This window comes from Corynebacterium sp. HMSC034B08, from assembly GCF_001835805.1.
Classification (GTDB): Bacteria; Actinomycetota; Actinomycetes; order Mycobacteriales; family Mycobacteriaceae; genus Corynebacterium; species Corynebacterium coyleae.
Genome location: NZ_KV825958.1, coordinates 110,330 through 131,773, shown reverse-complemented (window position 1 = coordinate 131,773; position 21,444 = coordinate 110,330). Strand labels below are relative to the sequence as shown.

Sequence of the window (21,444 nt, the reverse complement as noted above, 5' to 3'; positions counted from 1 at the left end):
CCACAAACACAGAGCTAGACGACCAGCGGAAAACGGCCGGCTAGAACCCCAGGGAACCCCGGGGAACCCCAGGGATCAACCCCCCAAACCCCAACCCCCCAGAAAACAAAACCTAGAACACCTCGACGCGTCCGCCGAGGGACTCCACCTGCTCGAGTTGGCGGACCCAGCCCGGTGCGCCAGGGTGGACGCGCATGACGGGGCGGGAAGAAATCTTCACGGGGGAGACGGACTCGCGGCGGGCGCCTTTGCGGGCGGCCATGCGCAGGTAGGCGCGGTTGCCAGATTCGGCTAGCTGCTTCATGGACGCCGGATCGTCCGCAAGGGAAGCGCGTGCGTCTTGGAGGAGTTCGATGAACTCGTCGAGTACCGGCACGAGCGAGTCGGCGTTGGTTTCGCACATGTTGCGCACGAGTTCGGGTTCCGTACTAGCTACCCGGGTCGCGCCTCTAAAGGACCCGGCCGACAGGGACTGTGCGAGCGTTCCGCCCCGGTCGCCGACCAACGACAGGGCTTCAGCGATGACGTGGGAGAGGTGGGAGACGCGGGCGACGGATTCGTCGTGAAGCGATACGCGCACGGGGACCGCCTCCGCACCGACGACGGATGCGAGCCGGCAGACGGTGGTGAATAGGGCGGCCCAGTGGTCGTCGGCACGGCCTTCGCGCGCGTAGTCGTACGTTACGGCCCACGCGGCGCCCTCGAACAGGCCCTCGTGGGAGGCGCTCCAGCCGGAAAACTCGGTGCCCGCCATGGGGTGGCCGCCGACGTAGCGACCCTGCATGTCGCGCTCGACGATGAGGTCGTACACGCGCTCTTTGACGGATACCACGTCGGTGATGTCGCACGTCGGGGCGAACGAAGCTACCTGGTCCAGTACGGACGCCACTGCCGCCATCGGCACCGCAACCACGATGAGCGCGTTGTCGGCCTCTGCGCGGCGCAGCACTTCTTCCATGTTGTCGGAGACGTCGAAGCCGTCCCGTTGTGCTGCGCGTGCCCCGTGCATGGTGTAGCCGAAGACGCGTTCGTTAGAGATGGTCAGGTCGCGCATGAGCGATCCGCCGATCAGTCCGAGGCCGAGAATGCAGATGGGGGGCAGTTGGTAGGTAGTCACCGCGTTAAGTCTAGTGACACTTTGGCCCGCGCGGACTACGCTTTCGTCCCATGAGTCAGGACTTCACGGACGGGTTTGCCGTCACCGTCGCTCAGGTTGGGGGTTCGTGGCAGGTGCGCGAGTTCCGCGACGATTTCACGGACCTTTCCACCTCCATTGACGCTGTGCGCGGTTTGCGCAGCGAGGGCGCGGCGTTTGCGCTGCTCAACGTGGAGGATGACTATTTGGTTGTGGTGCGTCCGGGCCCGTCGAAGGTGCGTGTGCTGATTTCGGACGCGACGATGGCGGTGGATGATGATTTCGCGGCTGACATCCTGGATGAGGCCGACGTGGACATCCCCGACATCGACCCGGATGAGCTGGATAACGTCGACGGCTGGGCTGATGGGGACTTTGCCATTCTCGCGGATCTGGGCCTGTCGGAGGAGCAGTTGAGCATTTTGCTTGACGACGACGCCGACCCGGCCGATCTCGCCCACACCATCGCCGACGAGTTGGGATTTGGCGACGAGCTTGCTGATGCCGTCGATTAGCAAACCTGCCCGCCGGGCTGAAGAACGGATGCGGGAGGCGATCGAGGTTGCCCGCACGACCCCGCCGGGCGATGTACCGGTGGGGGCTGTGGTGTTCTCCCCGGAGGGCGAGGTCCTTGGGGTGGGGGTGAACCGCCGGGAGGCGAACAACGACCCGACCGCGCACGCAGAGGTGGAGGCCATCCGGCAGGCGTGCGAGGCGTTGGGGAGGTGGCGGCTCGATGGGTGTGAGCTCGTTGTCACGCTGGAGCCCTGCACGATGTGTGCGGGGGCGATCTTGGGGGCGAGGGTGTCGTCGTTAATTTTGGCGCATGGGAGCCGAAGACGGGCGCGGTGGGGTCGGTGCTGGATGCCATCCGGGACCCGCGGCATCTGCACGTCCCTGAGGTGCGCGCCGGCGTGCTGGAGGCCGAAACTGCCAGGTTACTGAGTGATTTCTTTGAAGAGCTGAGGAGTAATTGAATCGTTACCCAAAGTGTTCGGGTTTGTCCCTACACTGGGCGACTGCACCGAATTTCAACGAATAAAGGAGAACATCATGGGTTTGGATGACAAGCTTGATCAGATCAAGGGCCAGGCTAAGGAAGCGGCTGGCGACCTTACCGATAATGAGAAGCTTCAGAACGAGGGCAAGGCCGATCAGCTGATCGGCAGCGCTAAGGAGAAGCTCTCCGAGGCGGGCGACGCTATTAAGGACAAGGCCAACGAAGTCGCAGCCAAGGTTGAGGACAAGGCGGACGAGGTCCGCGACGAAGCTGACCGCTAAATTTGGTTTCTTGGCGGCGCTGCCGTTAATCTAGTCGGCGGTAGCGTGTCCGAGCGGCCGAAGGTACTCGCCTCGAAAGCGAGTGTGGGTAAAACCACCGCGGGTTCAAATCCCGCCGCTACCGCCAAGTGTTAAAGCCCCCGGCAACGGGGGCTTTTTCCGTATCACAGAAGGAACCCTTTGACGTGGCGAAACTGCTGTACAACCTCGGACGTTGGTCCTACCTGCACAAATGGCGGGTGATTGTGGCGTGGCTGCTGCTGTTCGGTGCGACTGCGGGCGGCGCGTTTTCGTTGATGAAGCCGTTTACCTCCGAGTTCGCAATCGAGGGCACACCGGCTATCGACGCGCTGCGCGACATGGAGAAAAACTTCCCCGATGCCGGCAATGTGGCCACAGCCCCTGGCGTGAACTTGGTGTTCGCTGCGCCTGAGGGGGAGCGCCTAGATACGCCCGAGCATATGGCGGCGATGGATGCGACCGTCGGCTATATCCGCGACCACCTCGGGGTGGAGGGGGAGCGCTTCGGCAATCCAGTGACGGTCAACGGCGAGTTGCAGCGCATGATCATTGGCCAGATGACTGAGATGGGCATGCCGCGAGAGCGCGCGGAAGCGGATGCGTATCAGTTGCGCATGCTTAGCGACGACGCCCGCATCGCCTACACCACCTTCGAGTTCGACGCTGAGTCGTCGATGTCCGTCGACCAAGCGGACCGCGACGTGGTGAACGAGGCCATGAAAATCGGCCGGGACGCGGGCCTTCAGGTGGAAGCCGGCGGCGCTGGTTTCGGCGAGCCGATTGCCATTAAGACCACCTCTGAGATGGTCGGCCTGGCCGTGGCGTTCCTGGTGCTCGTGGTCACCTTCGGTTCGCTTGCTGCTTCGGTGATCCCGATCATCTCCGCCGTGGTCGGCGTGGGCATCGGCGCGCTGCTGGTGCTGCTGACCACCCACTGGGTGGAACTTAACGACGTCACCCCGGTCCTTGCCGTCATGATCGGCCTGGCCGTGGGCATCGACTACGCCCTGTTTATCCTGTCGCGCTACCGCCAGGAGGCACGCCACCTCCCGCCGGATGAGGCGGCCGGCATGGCTGTCGGCACCGCGGGTTCCTCGGTGGTGTTCGCCGGTGCCACGGTCTTTACCGCGCTGGTCGCCCTGGCACTGGCGCAGATCGAGTTCCTCACCTGGATGGGCCTTGCCGCCGCCGTCACCGTGTTCATCGCGGTGCTCGTCGCGCTGACGCTTGTACCGGCGTTGCTTGGCGCGTTCGGCTCGAAGACCTTCGCGGGCAAGATTCCCGGTCTGGCCGGTAATCCGGGTCCGGGTAAGCGTCCGGCGAAGGACCTCGATGAGAATTCGATGGGTAGGCGGTGGGTGCGCTTCGTCGAAAAGGTGCCGGGCCTTGTTATGGCAGTGGTCGTGCTGGGGCTCGGTGCGCTGTCCACCCCGGTGCTTGGCTTGGAGATGTCGCTGCCGTCCGACAGCACCTCCAACTACGACACCACCCAACGCAAGTCCGCAGACCTCATGGCGGAAGGCTTCGGCCCCGGCGTGAACGCCCCGCTGCTGCTGGTGGTTGATGCACACAGCGTCAACCCCAACTCGGAGATTCTCCAGCCGTACATGTCAGCCATCCCGGATGAGGCTGGCGGCGACGCCCAAAAGGCAGCGCTCGCGTCCTTCATCTACACCATGGGCGAGATCGGCTCCGTCAACGGCATCGAGCACGCGCAGCTCATCGCAGCTAACGACGACCTCACAGCCGCCCAGATCCTCGCCACCCCAACCGGTGGTCCGGAAGAGGAACGCACCTTGCAAATCGCCCACGGCGTGCGCGAGGCCATCAGCCAGGTGGAAGACGCCACGGGCATCGACGTTGGCCTGACCGGCCTGACCGCCGTCCAAATGGACATCACCGAAGAACTCTCAAAGGCCATGCCGCTGTACCTGTCCATCGTGGTGGGGCTGGCGATCGTGCTGCTCGTTATCGTGTTCCGCTCCATCATGGTGCCGCTCGTGGCAGGCCTTGGCTTCCTGCTATCCGTCGGCGCCGCCTTCGGCGTGACCGTCCTGTTCTTCCAAGAAGGCCTGTGGGGTTTGGTGAACACACCGACCCCGATCCTGTCCTTCCTGCCGATCTTCCTCATCGGCGTCACCTTCGGCCTGGCCATGGACTACCAAGTCTTCCTGGTTACTCGCATGCGCGAGGCCTACTTGCGCAACGGCGACGGCGACCGGCTGCGCGCCGTGCACGAATCCACCGTGCAAGGCTTCAGGCAAGGCGCGCGCGTGGTCACCGCCGCCGCCATCATCATGATCGCCGTCTTCATCGCCTTCTTGGACCAACCGTTGCCGTTCATCCAAATCTTCGGCTTCGCACTCGGCGTCGCAGTACTTTTCGACGCCTTCTTCATCCGCATGGCCCTCGTCCCCGCCACCATGTTCCTCCTCGGCCGCGCCGCCTGGTGGATGCCAAAATGGCTGGACAAACTCCTCCCCGAGGTCGACGTTGAGGGCACCGAACTAGAAAAGGAACACGCATGACGCAGCAGACGGACACCACTTTCGAGGTCGGCACCCAGTTGGAGCCCGCGCCGGGTAGGCACGGGCGCACCGGCGTGATCCACACCCCGCACGGTTCCATTCAGACCCCTGCGTTCATCCCCGTGGCCACCAAGGCGACGGTGAAAACGCTCACGCCCGAGCAGATCCGCTCCACCGGCGCGCAGGCGATCCTGTCCAACGCCTACCACCTCTATCTGCAGCCTGGGCCCGACATTGTCGACGAGGCCGGCGGCGTCGCCGCCTTCGAAAACTGGCACGGCCCCACCTACACCGATTCCGGCGGCTTCCAGGTGATGAGCCTCGGCGTCGGCTTTAAAAAGGTCCTCGCCATGGACACCGCGGGCCTGACCGAGGGCGACATCCGTGCGGCGAACAAGGATCGCATGGCGCGTGTCGACGACGACGGCGTCGACTTCAAATCCGTTATCGACGGCTCCTCCCACCGCTTCACTCCTGAGGTGTCGATGCAGATCCAGCACCAGCTGGGCGCCGACATCATGTTTGCCTTCGACGAACTGACCACGCTTTTGGATACTCGCGCCTACCAGGAGCATTCCGTCGAGCGCACCCGTCGTTGGGCCCGTCGTTGCCTCATCGAGCACGACCGTCTGACCGAGGTTCGGGCGGACAAGCCGCTGCAGTCCCTGTGGGGCGTGGTGCAGGGGGCGCAGTACGAGGACCTGCGCCGCCAGGCTACGCACGGCTTGTTGGATCTTCACCGTGAGGCGCTCGACGAGGGCCGCCGTGGCTTCGGTGGCTTCGGCATCGGTGGTGCCCTGGAGAAGGAAAATCTGGGCACGATCGTCGGCTGGGTGACCGACGAGCTGCCCGTCGACATGCCGCGCCACCTCCTGGGCATTTCGGAGCCGGACGACATTTTCACCGCCGTCGAAGCTGGCGCCGACACCTTCGACTGCGTTGCCCCGACGCGCCTCGGCCGCCGCGGCGGCGTGTACACCCTGGATGGCCGCATGAACCTTGCCGGCGCCCGCTTTAAGCGTGACTTCTCCGGGGTGGACGAGGAGTTCGGCGGCTACGTCTCCGAAAACTACTCTCGCGCCTACATCCACCACCTGCTCAAGGCGAAGGAGTTTTTGGCGGGCACGCTGTGCACGATCCACAACCTGGAGTTCATGATCCGCCTGGTGGACAACATCCGCCTTGCCATCGACGCCGGCGACTACGAGGCCTACCGCGACGAATTCCTCGGCCGCTACTACGCCGGGAAGTAGGGGATATGTAGTCGCGCAGCCAGCTTAGGAGCAAACCCGAACTCGACCCGATGTCCGGTTAGACGCCCTCTGGGGCACTCATGTGCTCGATCTAGCAAGCAGGGTGAGTTCGGGTTTGCCCCTAAGCTGTGATTTGCGGGTCTAGGGTTGGAGCGATTTTGGGGAAACTTCGAGCCGCATCCGGCTAAAGCGAATCGTTTTGTTGCTCGGTGGATACAACAAGTTGCGCGATCCAAGTCGAAAGCAGGAGCAGAAGGAAATTCGTGCAGCGCGCTCCGTTTTGTCTGCCTGGAAAAGAGAGTAAATACGCCTTGCTGTTATGGGGTTAAACACATAAACTTGCTGCTGGTTACCTATTAAGCGGAGCGTGGGGGTGAACAAATGGCCACTACAAAGTTTGAAGACTTCATCCAGCCATATCGAGAATCGGAATCGCCAGCAGCCGAGGTAATTCGTGATGCGGCAACGCGAGCGTTTGCTGCGGAACTTGCAGAGCGTAAAGCGGTAGGTGCTGCACTTGCGTCGGCCCGGCATGATCGCGGCGCAACTCAGCAATCTGTTGCTGATGCTGCCGGAATTCAACAGGCTGAACTGAGTCGCATAGAAAATGGAGTTGGGAATCCGACGGTAGAAACGCTGCTTAAGGTTCTAGCTGCGCTGGATTTGCGCTTGGCCTTCACACCGGCTCGTAAGGGACGGAACTGAGAAAAACTTTCGCCGAGCACATCGTGAACTCCCAAGGACAACTCGGCATGTTATTGAGGATCCCATCTTCTTGGACTCCAGGGCGTCCCAACTCGTTCAGATGGCAGATCACGTTGCGTGGAGTGCGAATTCGTCGTTAATGAAAGTGCCCAAACACAAGTTCGCCCACAATTGGTACAGCGAGTACCTCGCTCCACGTGATCCTTCCAGGGGGCCACGCGAGTTAGATTAGAAACAGCTAGACCCCCTTGGTCCACACGAGTGGAGGGGGTCTGCATTAGCAGCAGTACAGGTTTCGGAGCCCTGTGGGTTACACGCTCTCGTCGGCAATGCGCTGCTCGGCGCGGCGCACGGCTGCGATCGTCGGGTAGGTGATCGGCAGCAGCACGACCTCCATGAGGGTCTTCCACAGGAACCCAACAACGACGTAGTTGATAAACGTGCCGGCGGAATCGACGCCGATCACGCTCGCGGCGATGGTGCAGAACAGCAGCGTGTCCGCGAATTCGCCGACAATGGTGGAGCCGATCAGGCGCGCCCAGAGGCGGTCGGTGCCGAAGCGGTCTTTCATCTTCTGCAGTACCCACGCGTTGAGTAGTTGACCCACTACGTAGCCGGCGAGCGAGGCCGCGACGATGCGCGGCAACAAGCCCAGGACTGCGGCGAAGGTGTCTTGCATGTCGTAGAAGTCCGCCGCGGGCAGCCAGATGGCGATGTAGAACGTCACCACGGCAAGCACCGCGATGAAAAAGCCGGTGAACACGGCGCGGCGTGCGGCTTTGAATCCGTAGACCTCGGCGATGACGTCGCCGATGACATAGGAGATGGGGAAGAGGAAGAAGGCCCCGTCGGTGACCAGCGGCCCGATGACCACGCCTTTTTGCGCCGTGATGTTCGAGATCAGGAACACTGCGCAGAACACGGCGAGCAGGTACGGGTATGGGGAGCGGGATACGCGCGGTGACATGCGCAATATCATTGCACACATGTCTGTTTTCCACGGTCCTGCTGGTCGTTATGCGCCGAGTCCGAGCGGCGATCTTCACTTTGGCAATTTGCGTACGGCGGTGTTGGCGTGGTTGTTTGCGCGTCAGAGTGGTCGAAAGTTTTTCTTGCGTGTGGAAGATATTGATTCGGAGCGTTCTTCCGCGGAGTCTGCGCTGCGTCAGATCGAGGACCTGGAGGCGCTTGGTCTCGACTTTGATCCGCCGGTGCTGTACCAGCATGACCGTGGTGATGCGTATGCGGATGCGCTGGCGCGTTTGGATACGTACGAGTGTTATTGCACGCGCCGGGATATCCGGGAGGCGGCGTCGGCGCCGCATGCGCAGCCGGGGATGTATCCGGGGACGTGTCGTGATCTCACGGAGGAGCAGCGTGCTTTACGACGACGCGACCTCGCCGACGAGGGCCGCCTCCCCGCAATCCGTCTGCGGGCCCACGTGCGTGAGTGGACGGTTGAGGATTTCTACCACGGTGCCTACACGGGGCCGGTTGATGATGTGATTTTGAAGCGCGGCGGGCGTGTGGATCAGGCGCAGGCGGGGGATTGGGCGTACAACTTGGCGGTCGTTGTGGACGACGGTTTTCAGGGGGTGGATCAGGTTGTGCGCGGCGACGATTTGTTGTTTTCTGCCCCGGCACAAGCGTATTTGGCTGATCAACTTTCTCTCGTGACGCCTTTTTATATTCACGTTCCACTTGTGGTGGGGCCAGGGGGTCGTCGATTAGCAAAGCGCGATGGTGCTGTCACCTTGCGGGAGATGTTGGCCGATAAACGTCAGTCCGACATTGTGCGTGATATTGCCGGGTCGCTCGGATATGGCCAGGTAGATAGCGTGAATGGTTTGTTGGATGTGTTCGAACCGTCACAACTGTCGCGCGACCCATGGACGTGGGAATCTTTGTAATTGCTGTGTTTTAATGAAGTATAACCTGTTTTTTATATGTTAAAACTCTTGCGGTCGGTCTGAAGCTCACTCATATTTGGAGGAAGGTCACGTGGCTGCGTTTGGGGACGCACCACTGGGCAACGAACCTCTAAGGAGACTTCATGATTTCGAAGAAGATTGCTGCGAGCACCGTTGCGCTTGCCCTCGGCGCTTCGGCTGTTGTCGCCCCGCAAGCAACCGCGCTGCCAGAAGAATTCACAAGCCCTCCGGGTCGGACCGCGAACCCACAGCAGGGCGCATGTGCTGTTGTGCTGGATCAGAACATCACCACGGTGAACCCTGGCGTGGCGCTGAAGACAACCCAAAACGGGGTCAGCGTGGGTGTTGGCCTCGACGAGGTAGACAACGCTTTCGTGCCGTGGGTGAGCGTAAGCGCTGACAGTGAGCGGGTGTTTCAATCCGGCACGGCGTTCATCGTTGTTGAAAACGTAGGTACGCAGGATGCAACCCACTCCTACAAGCTTGAAGCTCTGAAGAAGGGCTCCGTTGAGATCAAGCGCAAGGGCAATGAGCCCGTTGAGATGCTTGATGTCAACGAGGTTGCGCTGATTGATCAGGAGTCGTTTTCGCTGAAGCGTGATCAGAAGCGCACGGCCGTTGTGAAGCTGGCTGTGGACAGCAATCAGCAGGCGCAGACGTGGGCCTGGAGGGTCAATAATCCGACGATCTTGGCGGCTGAGAAGACCCGCGTCAGCCCAACTGTGCAGATTGAAGTCGCCCCGTGGGTATTTGAGACCGATGACTGCGCGCCAATTGTTGCTTCTGAGCAGCAGTCCCAGGCGATCATCGCGGACGGCAACGAGTACGACACCGGCATCACGGTGGCCAATGCGGAGAACGACTACCAACGTTTGACCGGCAACGTTTCCATCGCTGGCAAGAAGATCGAGGGTGCCAAGGTGCGTGTCGACGACACCGGCAAGGTCTACGTCACCCTCCCCAAGGGCGCGACCGGTTCGGTTGATGACGACAAGGCGGCGAAGGTTGACGTGGAGATCATCGCGAACCCTCGCGAGACCACCAAGGACGAGGATTTCGACGCCTACAAGAACCCACAGGTACTGCGCGTTGCAACCGAGGACGGCGTTGTTGATCAAGACACGCCGAAGTTCACCGGTTCCGTCCCTGTTGCCAAGTTTGCTCCCGCCTACAACACGCCGAACACGGTCAAGCCGGGTGGCTCCGTTGATGTTGCGTTGAAGGCGCAGCCTGGCGACGTCCGCGGCACCGCCGTCGACGCCACCTACACCGTCGTCGACGCACCGGAAGGCTGGACCGCTGAACCAGCCAAGGACGGCACGCTGAAGGTCACCGCCCCGAAGGGCGCGAAGCACGGCGATACCGCCACGTTCACCGTGGACGTCACCTACGCCGACGGTTCCAAGGACACCATCGACACGGTGGTGACGGTGCGCGACACCGACGCAAACCTGAACACCCCGGGCTACGGCGAGACCTACGGCAAGGTCGGGGTGGACGTCAGCCTCGAGCAGAACAACAAGAACCTGCCGGAGGGCTCCACCTTCACCATCACCCCGGGCCAGGACCTGGGTGATTGGGCGCCGAAGGTTGATCCGACAACCGGCACCATCACCGTCACCATCCCGGGCTCCGCAAAGCCTGGCGATGTGAAGACGATCCTGGTCGACGTGACCTACCCGGACGGTTCCGTGGATAAGAACGTTCCGGCGAAGGTCATCGTCCACGGTGCCCCGGAGTACCCGGAGGTAGAGAAGACCCCGGGCCAGAACGCCACCTTGAAGCCGAAGAAGGACGACGTGCCGGGTGGTTCCACCTACGAGATCACCCCGGGCCAGGACCTTGAGGAGTGGAACCCGCAGATCGACGCCAAGACTGGCGACATCACGGTCACCGTGCCGAAGACCGCGAAGGATGGCGACGAGAAAATCATCGACGTCACCGTCACCTACCCGAGCGGCAAGACCGACGTCGTGCCGGCAAAGGTCACGGTGAAGGTCCCGGATACCCAGCCGGGCAACGGCACCGACAACACCACCCCAGGCGACAACAACACCACCACCGTGATCGTTGTCTACCCGGGCCAGAAGACGGAGGTTCCGCCGCCGAACGGTTCGGGCGAATGGAAGATCCCGGACAACCCGAAGATCCCGGAGGGTTGGAAGGTCGAGGTCAACCCAAGCACGGGCAACCTGACCATCACCCCGCCAGCCGACGTGAAGCCGGGCACCAACATCACCATCCCGGTGGAGGTGAAGACGCCGGACGGCAAGACCACGATCGTCGAGATCCCAGTCAAGACCGACAACGGTTCCATCCCGAACGACCCAGGCCAGAAGCAGTCGCAGAACCTGGTGTCTGACCAGGGCTCCTCGGAGAACTTGAAGAAGTGCTTCGACAGCATGTCGTCCGAGAACAACCCGCTGCTGTGGCTGGTTCCGCTCGGCCTGCTGATCGCCATCGGCGCACCGCTGGCCGGCCCGCTCGGCGCCGAGCTGAGCAAGGCAGCAGCGAACGTGTCGGAGAAGATGAACATCCCGAATCCGCTCGAGCAGTTCGGCCTCGGCGGCGAGACCAACCGCCGCCCGCAGCCGGAGTGGATGCGTCAGATCCAGGTTGAGGCTGACCGTCTGCAGCAGCAGTTCGGCCCGGAGGTCACCCAGGCAGCAGCCATCGGTTTGTCCCTGGCTGGTCTGGCAGCAGGCATTGGCATCCTCGCCGCCCTGTGCAAGGACGGCGAACTGCCGGAGTGGGCCCAGAGCTCCAAGTCAGACGCGAAGGGTTCCTCCGACAAGGGCGAAGACAAAGGCGAGGACAAGGGCGACGGTAAGGAGACCGAGGAAACCGCCTAACCCTTTTCTCCCGAACACCGTAAAAGGCTGATGCCAGTTCGCACTCGGAACTGGCGTCAGCCTTTTACGCATTTCTGCCCGGCACGCGCAGCGCGGCGGGATTACGATTTACACCATGCTGCGGGAAAACGAAGTCATTATCCGGCAAACCAAAATCTTCGGCCGCAACGAGTTCGCGATCGAAGCACCCACCGGACAACCGCTTGGCACGGCACGGCAAACGAAGCTCAACATGAAAGACGTGCTGAGCCGGGCCTCGCGCCAAGTCGACGTGTTCGACGCAGGCGGCACGCACCTTATCAGCATCGAAGACCCGATCGACCTCATCCGCGACAGCTACACCGTGCGTCTAGTCACGCCCGCGATGGAGCTGGCGCGGCTGACATCGCGGTTCAAGCTCATGGGCTCAAAATTCGACCTCGACATCGCAGGGTTTCCCGAGGTGCAAGTCGAAGGCAAGGTGTTCAACCGCAACTACACGCTCACATCGCAGGGCCGCCCGATCGCGCACGTGGTCGCGGAATACAAAGGCTTCGGGCGCGAACTGACCGGCAAGTCGGACTACCGGGTGCAGTTCGAGCCGGAGCTGAGCGAACGCCAGCACGCTGCGATCCTCGGTGTGGTCATCGCGATCGACATGTGGCGGGTCAAGCGCCGCCAACAATCCAGCTAGACACAAACAGCGCTAGACACAAACAAAGCCCCCGCACGTGACGGGGGCTGAACGCGAAATCCGGGGGTGGGTTACGCGTCGGAGTCGGTGGAGCGGCCGGCCAGGCGGGCGTCGATACGCAACAGGCCCGAGCCGTCCTTGCCAACAAGCTTGAGCTGGTCGACGATCTCGCTCACGGTCGACTCTTCCTCAATCTGCTCCTCCAGGAACCAGTTGAGCAGCGGGCGGGACTCGAGGTCGCCGACCTCATCGGCCAGGCGGGTGATCTGGCGGATCTGCTCCGAAACCTTCTTCTCGTGCGCAAGAGCAGCCTCAAACGCGTCGAGCGGGGTCTTGATCTCAGGCGCGTCGATCTCAATGTTGTGCGGCTTGACGTGCTCGCCACGGTCGATGAGGTGCTGGGCGAACTTCTGCGCGTGGTCGCACTCCTCAGATGCCTGCGCGGCGAACCACTCGCTCAGGCCCGGGAAGGACAGGGCGTCCATCTCGTTGGCCAGGTAGCGGTAGATGTAGGCGGCACCGTACTCTTCGGTGACTTGCTGGTTGATTGCTTCGTAAAGCTTTGCGTCGATCATGCACGCGAGTATACAGCAGCCCAGATTGGAGCGGAAGAGTAAAAGAGCTATAAGCTCGGACACCGTGTCCCAGGGTTCGAACTTTTCCGCAAAGCGTGTCACCGCCACGCTGAATCGCCTGCGTGCGCACCCCGAAATCACTGGCCAGGAGGCATGGCTGCGAGGGATCGCGGCGCACTCGAACGCGCTGCGGCCCGACCTTGCGCCGGTGGTGGAATCCTACCTCGGGGTGGAGCCGCTTTCAGAAGATGTGTTCGGCAACATGACCATCGGGGAGATCGCGGTTTGTTACGAGGCGTTCCTGGCGCTCAGCGACAGTAAGGCGCGCAAGGATGCGGGCCAGTACTTCACGCCCGACGACGCCGCCGCGTTCATGGCCCAGCACGTCAACCGTTTCCCGGAGGGCACGTGGGTGGACCCGTGCTGTGGCACTGGGGTGCTCGCGTGGCACCTTGCGCGGAAGGTTGATGGGGATGTGGGGGGCTTCGTCGCAAAGCAGTTGATCCTGGTGGACATCGACCCAGTCGCGCTGCGCACCGCGGTGGTGCTGCTGTCGCACTTCCTCGCGCCGGGCGACACGGCAGGCTTTGAGGCGCTCGCCGCGCGCTGCGTAGTGGCCGATTTTCTTCACGACGACATCCCCGCCCACGACTTCGTCATCATGAACCCGCCCTACGCCTCCACCGCGCGCGACGACACGTTTGCCACCGCCGCCACCCGCGACCTGTTCGCCTATTTCATGGAGCGTGTCGCCACCACCAGCCGCGGCTTCATCGCGGTCACGCCCGCCTCCTACCTGGGCGCACCGAAGTTCGCAGGGCTGCGATTGCTAATCGACGACCACCTCACCGGCGGCGACATCACCGTCTTCGACAACGTCCCCGACACCCTGTTCCGCGGCTACAAGTTCGGCTCGTCGAACACGTCGAAAACCAACTTCGTGCGCGCCGCCGTGACCGTGTGCCCGCCGGACGAGGACTCGTGGCGGATCACGCCGATCTTGCGATGGCGTGCAGCATCGCGGGCAGCCATGCTGGCTAAGGCACCGCACCTGCTCGCGCCGCGGCAGATTGGTCAGGGAGGGGAGTGGCTGAAAATCCACCCCGACCACCAGGACATCTGGCAGCAGATGCAGGGGTGGGAGCGCACCATCGCCGACCTTGTCGTACCTGGCCCGACGGAGTTTTCGCTCACCGTAGCCACCACCCCGCGCTACTACATCTCCGCCGCGTTCGGGGAGTTGAGCAGGCGCTCGAAGCAGGTGCTGCACTTCGCCACCGCACACGACCGTGACCTCGCGGCGGTGACGCTGAACTCGTCCGCGCCGTATTTGTGGTGGCGCTGGCACGACGGCGGCGTAAGCCTCACCCGTCGCGTGCTCATGTCCGTGCCGGTGCCCGACATCGAGCCTGTGCTTATTAGTGACATCCGCGCCTCCGAACGCGACAACCTAGTCACCAAACTCAACGCCGGCATTATCAACGAAAACGTCAAGCACCCCTTCGCCCTTGTGGAGCGGCTCAACCGCGTGGTGTTCGGGCGCGACGTGGACGTGGCGGCGGCGTACGCGCAGGACCTCACGCAAGCGCCGTAAGCAAATAATCCGTGCCGCGCGCGAGGGCCATGTCCATCTCGTACTTCGGCTTGCGCGGCGACCCGTCCTGCTGGCGGCCCTGGTTGAAGACTTTGATGATGCCGCGGGCGATGGCGTCGCTAATAGATGCAGTGTCCGGGAAGTAGTACGCCTCAATGCTGGTCACCGTGTGCGCGACCTTGAGCTTGCGCGAGTTCGGCTTGCGGTCTTTCACTACCTTGCCGCGCTTGGCCATGTGCCAGCGGTAGAACGCGTCCTCGTCGGTGTAATCCGGCACCGTGTTGACCACGATGAACCCGACCCCGTCCTGTGCTGCGGCAAGATCCACCGAGTACTGGTCGTTGAGCGGCGTGCGGTCCGCTTTGCCGTCGCTGGAATGCACCTTCAAATCCCACGTGCGGGTGTCCTGATAGTCGAACTCCGTGTGGCCGATGGTCGCCGGTCCGCCCTTGAACTTCTTGGCGTAAAACGGCAGGACCTTGAACTCGGCGTACCAGGCGAACCACTCCGTTTGGTTCCGGTTGCGGTACTGCGCCGCGAACATCTCCTCCACACACGTGCGTCCGTCGAACGGCACCGTGTCCCAGTCGGTGTCCGCCCGTAGACCGAGCGCCTCCGCAGCACCGGCGACGAGCGCGTTGGCCTCCAGTAGTGGAGAGGCGAAATCCTCCGCGCCCGTAAACCGGCGCGTGGCCAGGTGCAGCAGATTGTTCAGCCCGTTGAGCGTGATCGTGTAGCCAGACGAGTAGTCGCGCGGCCCCCACGTTCCGCCCAACTGCTGTGCCAGCCAGCGGCCGAGTTCGATCTTGGTCGCGTCCTCCGGCGCGTTGTTGTTGTCGATCGCACGCGCCAGGTTCACCAGTACAGACTTGCGCTCTTTTGAGCCCGGCCCGAGCGTCTCCGGGCCCGAACCCGTCAGCGCGCTAATGCGGTTGACCGCCTCCAACTTGTTTTTCGCCGGGGTGAAGTCGTCCGACGAGAGCTTGCTAAACGACGACACCCCCGACCCCCGGGTGCGAGACGTCTGGGCGGTGAAGTGGTCGTCGACAATTGCGCGCAGCGTCGTCGCCCGACCATCAACCCCGGAGCCCAGGATGTACTGGGCGAAGTTGTCGAAGATGCTGTCCGCGATCTCCTCCGCAGTCCACGCGTCCTCGTAGGGCACGTCGAGTTCCTCGGCGGCGGCAAGGGCGATCGCGCGCGGGATCATGCCCGCATCCGCAACCGTATAACGGCCGATACCCAGCAGGTCAGCGAGTCGATCAAGCGCAGTGTTTGCAGTGGTGGTCACGCACAAAACGGTAGCAAAAACGCCCCGCGCAGAAACGCGGGGCGTGCATTTTGCGGAGGATGTGGGATTTGAACCCACGAGGGTCGTGAAACCCGCACGCGTTCCAGGCGTGTGACATAGGCCGCTAGTCGAATCCTCCAGCGAACAACCTCCCCGGCATGCACCGGCGAAGCGTCTTTGGACATGGTAATGCACACACCCCACAAGACCAAAACCGCAGCGTGGCCCGGCGCAGGTTGTGTTCTGGCGGAAGAGATGGCTACAGTGTCAGGCAGGATCTCACGCGGTGTTATCTTGTGAACTCCCCCAGGGCGGGAACGCAGCAAGGGTCAGCGAGCTCTAGCAGGTGCGTGGGGTCCCTTTTTCATGTTCGGGGACGGATAGGCCGCTACGATGGTGGGCACGCAAAATTCGCCTTCGAACATCTGGAGTGATGATGTCTCTCAAGGACCTGGACGCAGCCCAGTTCAACGAACTCGCCGAGCGCACTCGCGCACAGTACGAGGAACTCAAGGCCCGAAACCTCAACCTGAACCTGACGCGTGGCAAGCCGTCCGCAGAGCAGCTCGGGTTCTCTGACGCGTTGCTGTCGCTGCCGGGGGCGGACGACTACACCGACAAGACCGGTGCTGACGTGCGCAACTACGGCAACCTCGACGGCATTGCGGACATCCGCGAGCTGTGGGCGGAGGCCCTCGGCGTTGCGCCGGAGAACGTCGTCGCCGGTGATGCTTCGAGCCTGAGCATCATGTTCGACCTCGTCTCGTTTGCCTATATCTGGGGCACCAACGACTCGTCGCGCCCCTGGAAGGACGAGGAGACCGTCAAGTGGATCTGCCCGGTGCCGGGCTACGACCGCCACTTCACCATCGTCGAGCACTTCGGCTTCGAGATGATCCAGGTGCCGATGACCCCGACCGGCCCCGACATGGACCTCGTCGAAGAATTGGTGAAGGATCCGCAGGTGAAGGGCATGTGGTCGGTGCCGATCTTCGGCAACCCCACCGGCATCACCTACTCCGCCGAAACCATCGAGCGCCTCTGCGCCATGGAAACCGCCGCGCCGGACTTCCGTCTGATCTGGGACAACGCGTACGCAATCCACACGCTTACCGACGAGTTCCCGGACAACCCGAACGTCCTCGAGATCTCCGCGAAGCACGGCAACCCGAACCGCTTCTGGTACATGTCGTCCACCTCCAAGATCACGCACGCTGGCTCGGGCGTGGCGTTCTTTGCCTCCTCCAAGGAGAACCTGGACTGGTACAACAGCCACGCCGGCGTGCGCGGCATCGGCCCGAACAAGGTCAACCAGTTGGCGCACGCCCGCTTCTTCGGCGACGTCGACGGCCTGCGCGCCCACATGCTCAAGCACGCCGGCTCGCTCGCTCCGAAGTTTGCGGCGGTCGTCGAGATCCTCGAGCAGCGCCTCGGCGAGTACAACGTCGCCGAGTGGACCAACCCGACCGGTGGCTACTTCATCTCCCTGGACGTCAAGGACGGCTCCGCCAAGCGCGCCTGGGAGCTGGCCAAGGACGCCGGCATCACCCTGACCAAGGCCGGCATGTCCTTCCCGGGCGGCATCGACGAAAACGACGAGAACATCCGCCTCGCACCGTCCTTGCCGCCGCTGGACGAGGTCCGCACCGCCATGGACGGCGTTGCCACCTGCGTGCTGCTCGCCTGCATCGAGGCGCATGAAAACTGATCAGGTCGCCGCATGGCTCGGGTCGTTCATGGACATCGAGCTCATGCTTATCGACGACGCCGCCGTCGCCCTCACCACCATCAACACCACCCCCGCGGCCTGCACCGTCGGCTTCTCCCAAGTGGACACCGGTCTGGTCATCGACGGGGATGGGGCGACTGATGTGCGGTGTGAGATTGTGACGGTGGGTGGGGTCGTCGATAAGCAATTGCCCGGGCGCGCCGTCGTTGCCGCAGCCCGTGCCATTGAGCGCCTCGGCATCCCCGCACAACCCGGCGTGCTGCTCGAAGGCGCCCTCGACGACCTCGGCACCACCGCACGCCACGGCTGGCTGCGCGAACCCGAACTCTTCGACCGTGGCACGCCGCTCTACCGCGAACCCGGCAAACTCACCCTGCTACTCGAACTCGTCGCGCTTACCGACGACGAATACACCATCGCCCGCGACCAAGGCCTCGACGTACTAACCCGCAGGCTACGACGCCGCGGCACCAACACCACCGAATGGAATCGCGAGGCCGAGTAAGGTAGCCCGCGTGGCTCTGTACAGGAAATACCGCCCCGCAACATTCGGCGAAGTCGTCGGGCAAGAACAAGTAACCCGGCCGTTGTCCACCGCGCTGGACAACAACCGCATCTCGCACGCCTACCTGTTCTCCGGCCCACGAGGCTGCGGCAAAACATCATCCGCCCGCATCCTCGCACGCTCACTCAACTGCGCCGAAGGACCAACCTCCACCCCCTGCGGCGTATGCCCCTCCTGCGTCTCCCTCGCCCCCGGCGGCAACGGAAACCTCGACGTCATGGAAATCGACGCAGCCTCCCACGGCGGCGTCGAAGACATGCGCGACCTGCGCGAACGCGCCCTGTACGCACCCAGCGACTCACGCTACCGCGTCTTCATCATCGACGAAGCCCACATGATCTCCAAAGAGGGCAACAACGCCCTGCTCAAAATCGTCGAAGAACCACCCGCCCACCTCATCTTCATCTTCGCCACCACCGAACCCGAAAAGATGCTGGGCACCATCCGCTCGCGCACCCACAACTACCCATTCCGCCTGCTCGCGCCCCAAGCCATGCGTTCCCTCCTCGAGCGCATCGTTGCCGACGAAGGCGTCACCGTCGACGAAAACGTCTACCCCCTGGTCATCCGCGCCGGTGGCGGCTCCCCGCGCGACACCCTGTCCATCCTCGACCAGCTGCTCGCCGGCGCCGGACCCGACGGGCTGACCTACGACCTTGCCCTGCCACTGCTGGGCGTCACAGACCTCACACTTCTCGACGCCGCCGTCGACGCCATCGCATCCGGCGACGGCTCCGCCATGTTCCGCACCATCGACGAAGTCATCGAATCCGGCCACGAACCCCGCCGCTTCGCCCTCGACCTCCTCGACCGCATGCGCGACCTCCTCCTGATCCGCACCGTCCCCGACGCATTCGGGCAAGGGCTTGTCGACGCCCCCACCGACCGCTCCGAAATCCTCAAACACCAAGCCGAACTCTTCACCCCCGCCCATCTGTCCGCCCTGGCCACCGAAGTCAACGACCGACTCCCAGACCTCGCCGGCGCCACCTCGCCCCGCCTGCTCCTCGAAATCATGATGGCGCACCTCCTCACCGTCAGCGTCGGCGGCGGCGCGCTGGGTGCGGCGCCGGGTGCTGTGAGCGCGGCGGGTGCTGGTGGCTCTGCCTGTGGTTCTGCCGGTTCTGCCGGTTCTGCCGGTTCTGCTGGTGCTCCCTCCGGCAACGCTGGCGCCGCTGGCGGGGGAGGCGCTGCCGCCGCCGCAGCCGCTGCAGCCGCCGCAGCAAGCTTCCGCACCGCCTCGCGCAAACCCGCGCCCGCGCCCGCGCCTGCTCAACCGGCATCCGAGCAGCGAGCGCAGCAGACGCCGCCACCCGAACCACAGCAGCCTGCGTCGGAACCGCCGCACGAACCTGCGCCGCAACCGGAACCGCAGCGTGAACCCGAACCTGCCCAACCCGCGCCGCAGCAACCCGCGCCGCAACAGCAACAGCAGCAACAGCAGCAGCCGGACACGGACGACCTGTACCAGCGCATCGAACGCGACTGGACCCGCCTGCGCCAATCCGTCGGCGCACGCAACCAGGTCGCTGAAATCATGCTGACGGAAGCGAAACCCCTCGGCTTCGACAACGACACCCTCGTCGTCGGCCACCACACCGGAGCACTCGCTGACCGGATCAACGCCGAACGCAACAACGCAGACATCGTCGCAGTGTTCACCGAGAAGCTCGGTACGCCAATCAAGGTCCGTTGCGTGGTCGGCACCAACCCCGACGCCGCCCACGTCAAGCGGCCAGAACCGAGGGAGGTGTGGAATCCGGGGGAGGGGTCGTCGACAAGCGAAAAGCCCGAAGACCCTGCCCCCGCCAACAGTTGGCAAGCCGCCGTCGCCGCAGCCAGCCAAAAAGCCGCCGAACGCGCCAAACGCGAACGCGACGACATCCCACCACCACCCGAACCCACCGAACCCTTCGAAGAAGCCGAACCCGAATACACCCGCGAAGACGAAGAACGCGACATGGCCCAAGAAGCACGCGACGGAGAACGAACAGCAGACCGCCGCGACGCCACCGAAGTCGCCATGGACCTCCTCGCCGCCGAACTCGGAGCCAAACCCCTCTAAGCGACGCGTACAATGGCCCACGGAGCTTTACCAACAAACGAAAGGTTGCAACCATGACCCAACCACAGGACATGCAGGAACTCATCCGCCAGGCCGCCGAAGTGCAGGCCGCACTCCAGCAGGCACAGATGGAACTGCTGCAGACCGAGGTCACCGGCACCGCAGGTGGCGGCCTCGTTGCCGTCACCATGACCGGCGGCGCCGAAATCACCGACCTGACCATCAAGCCGGAAGCCGTTGACCCGGAGGACGTCGAGACGCTGCAGGACCTCATCCTCGCCGCATACCGCGACGCCCACGACCAGGCCGGCAAGCTCGCCGAAGAGAAGATCGCCCCGCTGACCGGCGGCGCAATGGGTGGCGGCGCACCGCAGGGTGGCGCCCCGCAGGCAGGCCCGGGCGATATCCCGTTCGGCGGCATCGTCTAACCTGTCGCTTTCCGCGTCCGGCCGGCCTGGTCGGGCGCGTTTTTCATGCCACGAAAGGAACCCCCGCGTGTTTGAAGGACCGCTGCAAGACCTTATCGACGAATTCTCGCGCCTTCCCGGCATCGGCCCCAAGTCCGCGCAACGTATCGCGTTTCATTTGCTGAAGACGGAGCCAGAGGACATCGATAGGCTGCGCGCCGCCTTGGCCGCCGTGCGCGACGGGGTGACGTTTTGCCGCATCTGCAACAACGTCTCGCGCGAGGAAGTGTGCCGCATCTGTGCCGATTCGAGCCGCGACAAGACGCTGGTGTGCGTGGTGGAGGACGCGAAGGACATCCAGGTCATTGAGCGCACGGGGGAGTATTCGGGCCGCTACCACGTGTTGGGCGGGTCGTTGGATCCGTTGGCGAATGTCGGCCCGAAGGATCTAGCCATTGCGCCGTTGTTGCAGCGCATTGGCGGTGTGCTTGACGACGTCGACGGCGCCGACAACCCCGACGTCACCGAAGTCATCTTGGCTACCGACCCTGATACGGAGGGGGAGGCGACGGCGTCGTATTTGGCGCGTCTGTTGAAGGACTTCCCGTCGCTGACGGTGTCGCGCTTGGCGTCGGGTATGCCGCTTGGCGGGGACTTGGAGTTTGTCGACGAGCTGACACTCTCCCGCGCGTTAACCGGGCGCCTCAAGCTGTGATTTGTGGATAACTCTTTACTTTTCGACGACTCCACGCCCAGTTATCCACAGGCCAGGTGCATTTTCTGCGCCGGGCGTTTAGCGTTTTGGGTATGAATTCGTTCGAGGTGTTAGTGCAGGCGAT

General features: G+C 63.2%; 19 protein-coding genes, 2 tRNA genes, 1 other RNA gene and 1 pseudogene. 18 read left to right on the top strand and 5 right to left on the bottom strand.

Annotated features, from left to right (window positions below; all coding sequences use genetic code 11):
• Positions 1 to 112: 112 nt before the first annotated feature.
• Positions 113 to 1,117, bottom strand: a complete 1,005-nt coding sequence (locus HMPREF2656_RS05800; RefSeq protein ID WP_070816087.1) for a prephenate dehydrogenase — start codon at positions 1,115 to 1,117, stop codon at positions 113 to 115.
• Positions 1,118 to 1,167: 50 nt separating this feature from the next.
• Between HMPREF2656_RS05800 and HMPREF2656_RS05795 the strand changes: the two genes are divergently transcribed.
• The 8 genes and pseudogenes from HMPREF2656_RS05795 to HMPREF2656_RS13605 all read left to right on the top strand — a co-directional run bounded on the left by HMPREF2656_RS05795 (position 1,168) and on the right by HMPREF2656_RS13605 (position 7,155).
• On the top strand, positions 1,168 to 1,650 hold the full coding sequence (locus HMPREF2656_RS05795; RefSeq protein WP_070421603.1) for a tRNA adenosine deaminase-associated protein: 483 nt from the start codon (positions 1,168 to 1,170) through the stop codon (positions 1,648 to 1,650).
• Positions 1,637 to 2,112: pseudogene (locus tag HMPREF2656_RS05790) on the top strand (nucleoside deaminase). The gene HMPREF2656_RS05795 and the pseudogene HMPREF2656_RS05790 overlap by 14 nt, the downstream one beginning before the upstream one ends.
• 76 nt (positions 2,113 to 2,188) lie before the next feature.
• Complete coding sequence (locus HMPREF2656_RS05785) at positions 2,189 to 2,416, top strand: CsbD family protein (protein WP_070421601.1); 228 nt, start codon at positions 2,189 to 2,191, stop codon at positions 2,414 to 2,416.
• A gap of 39 nt (positions 2,417 to 2,455) precedes the next feature.
• A tRNA-Ser gene (locus HMPREF2656_RS05780) sits at positions 2,456 to 2,543 on the top strand.
• 58 nt (positions 2,544 to 2,601) lie between these two features.
• Entirely contained in the window at positions 2,602 to 4,965 is a 2,364-nt protein-coding gene (locus HMPREF2656_RS05775) for an MMPL family transporter (RefSeq protein WP_070816086.1), read from the top strand.
• Entirely contained in the window at positions 4,962 to 6,218 is a 1,257-nt protein-coding gene (tgt, locus tag HMPREF2656_RS05770) for a tRNA guanosine(34) transglycosylase Tgt (RefSeq protein ID WP_070816085.1), read from the top strand. Before HMPREF2656_RS05775 ends, tgt begins: the two co-directional genes overlap by 4 nt.
• 381 nt (positions 6,219 to 6,599) lie before the next feature.
• Positions 6,600 to 6,923, top strand: coding sequence for a helix-turn-helix domain-containing protein (locus HMPREF2656_RS12495; protein ID WP_083279335.1), 324 nt, complete (start codon positions 6,600 to 6,602; stop codon positions 6,921 to 6,923).
• Positions 6,871 to 7,155 (top strand): DUF3800 domain-containing protein, encoded by a 285-nt coding sequence (locus HMPREF2656_RS13605; RefSeq protein WP_141761028.1) that lies wholly within the window; start codon positions 6,871 to 6,873, stop codon positions 7,153 to 7,155. Before HMPREF2656_RS12495 ends, HMPREF2656_RS13605 begins: the two co-directional genes overlap by 53 nt.
• Positions 7,156 to 7,233: 78 nt before the next feature.
• Here the strand turns inward: HMPREF2656_RS13605 and HMPREF2656_RS05765 are convergent, their stop codons facing one another.
• Positions 7,234 to 7,890, bottom strand: a complete 657-nt coding sequence (locus HMPREF2656_RS05765) for a queuosine precursor transporter (protein ID WP_070816084.1) — start codon at positions 7,888 to 7,890, stop codon at positions 7,234 to 7,236.
• A 19-nt stretch (positions 7,891 to 7,909) separates the two neighbouring features.
• On the opposite strand from HMPREF2656_RS05765, the gene gluQRS reads away from it, so the two are divergent.
• The 3 genes from gluQRS to HMPREF2656_RS05750 all read left to right on the top strand — a co-directional run bounded on the left by gluQRS (position 7,910) and on the right by HMPREF2656_RS05750 (position 12,379).
• Positions 7,910 to 8,833 (top strand): tRNA glutamyl-Q(34) synthetase GluQRS, encoded by a 924-nt coding sequence (gluQRS, locus tag HMPREF2656_RS05760; RefSeq protein WP_070569517.1) that lies wholly within the window; start codon positions 7,910 to 7,912, stop codon positions 8,831 to 8,833.
• A 143-nt stretch (positions 8,834 to 8,976) separates the two neighbouring features.
• Positions 8,977 to 11,706 (top strand): YPDG domain-containing protein, encoded by a 2,730-nt coding sequence (locus HMPREF2656_RS05755; RefSeq protein ID WP_070816083.1) that lies wholly within the window; start codon positions 8,977 to 8,979, stop codon positions 11,704 to 11,706.
• Positions 11,707 to 11,821: 115 nt separating this feature from the next.
• Entirely contained in the window at positions 11,822 to 12,379 is a 558-nt protein-coding gene (locus tag HMPREF2656_RS05750) for an LURP-one-related/scramblase family protein (protein ID WP_070421596.1), read from the top strand.
• A gap of 71 nt (positions 12,380 to 12,450) precedes the next feature.
• Here the strand turns inward: HMPREF2656_RS05750 and HMPREF2656_RS05745 are convergent, their stop codons facing one another.
• Positions 12,451 to 12,951, bottom strand: coding sequence for a ferritin (locus tag HMPREF2656_RS05745; RefSeq protein ID WP_180952355.1), 501 nt, complete (start codon positions 12,949 to 12,951; stop codon positions 12,451 to 12,453).
• 67 nt (positions 12,952 to 13,018) lie between these two features.
• Between HMPREF2656_RS05745 and HMPREF2656_RS05740 the strand changes: the two genes are divergently transcribed.
• Positions 13,019 to 14,548, top strand: a complete 1,530-nt coding sequence (locus tag HMPREF2656_RS05740; protein WP_070816082.1) for an N-6 DNA methylase — start codon at positions 13,019 to 13,021, stop codon at positions 14,546 to 14,548.
• Here the strand turns inward: HMPREF2656_RS05740 and HMPREF2656_RS05735 are convergent.
• Entirely contained in the window at positions 14,532 to 15,839 is a 1,308-nt protein-coding gene (locus HMPREF2656_RS05735) for a hypothetical protein (RefSeq protein ID WP_070816081.1), read from the bottom strand. The two genes, HMPREF2656_RS05740 and HMPREF2656_RS05735, sit on opposite strands and share 17 nt — an antisense overlap.
• A gap of 53 nt (positions 15,840 to 15,892) precedes the next feature.
• Positions 15,893 to 15,978, bottom strand: a tRNA-Ser gene (locus tag HMPREF2656_RS05730).
• A gap of 131 nt (positions 15,979 to 16,109) precedes the next feature.
• On the opposite strand from HMPREF2656_RS05730, the gene ffs reads away from it, so the two are divergent.
• The 6 genes from ffs (at position 16,110) to recR (ending at position 21,320) form a co-directional block, all read left to right on the top strand.
• Positions 16,110 to 16,205: signal recognition particle sRNA small type (ffs, locus tag HMPREF2656_RS05725), an RNA gene on the top strand.
• A 70-nt stretch (positions 16,206 to 16,275) separates the two neighbouring features.
• A complete protein-coding gene (locus HMPREF2656_RS05720) occupies positions 16,276 to 17,547 on the top strand; it encodes an aspartate aminotransferase type Ic (RefSeq protein WP_070816095.1) in 1,272 nt (423 codons plus the stop codon).
• Positions 17,537 to 18,073 (top strand): hypothetical protein, encoded by a 537-nt coding sequence (locus HMPREF2656_RS05715; protein ID WP_070816080.1) that lies wholly within the window; start codon positions 17,537 to 17,539, stop codon positions 18,071 to 18,073. The genes HMPREF2656_RS05720 and HMPREF2656_RS05715 overlap by 11 nt, the downstream gene beginning before the upstream one ends.
• Positions 18,074 to 18,083: 10 nt before the next feature.
• A complete protein-coding gene (locus tag HMPREF2656_RS05710) occupies positions 18,084 to 20,198 on the top strand; it encodes a DNA polymerase III subunit gamma and tau (RefSeq protein ID WP_070816079.1) in 2,115 nt (704 codons plus the stop codon).
• Positions 20,199 to 20,251: 53 nt separating this feature from the next.
• A complete protein-coding gene (locus HMPREF2656_RS05705) occupies positions 20,252 to 20,626 on the top strand; it encodes a YbaB/EbfC family nucleoid-associated protein (protein ID WP_070422682.1) in 375 nt (124 codons plus the stop codon).
• A gap of 67 nt (positions 20,627 to 20,693) precedes the next feature.
• The gene (gene recR / locus HMPREF2656_RS05700; protein ID WP_070816078.1) at positions 20,694 to 21,320 is read left to right on the top strand and encodes a recombination mediator RecR; all 627 of its coding nucleotides are present in this window, start codon (positions 20,694 to 20,696) and stop codon (positions 21,318 to 21,320) included.
• Positions 21,321 to 21,444 lie beyond the last annotated feature (124 nt).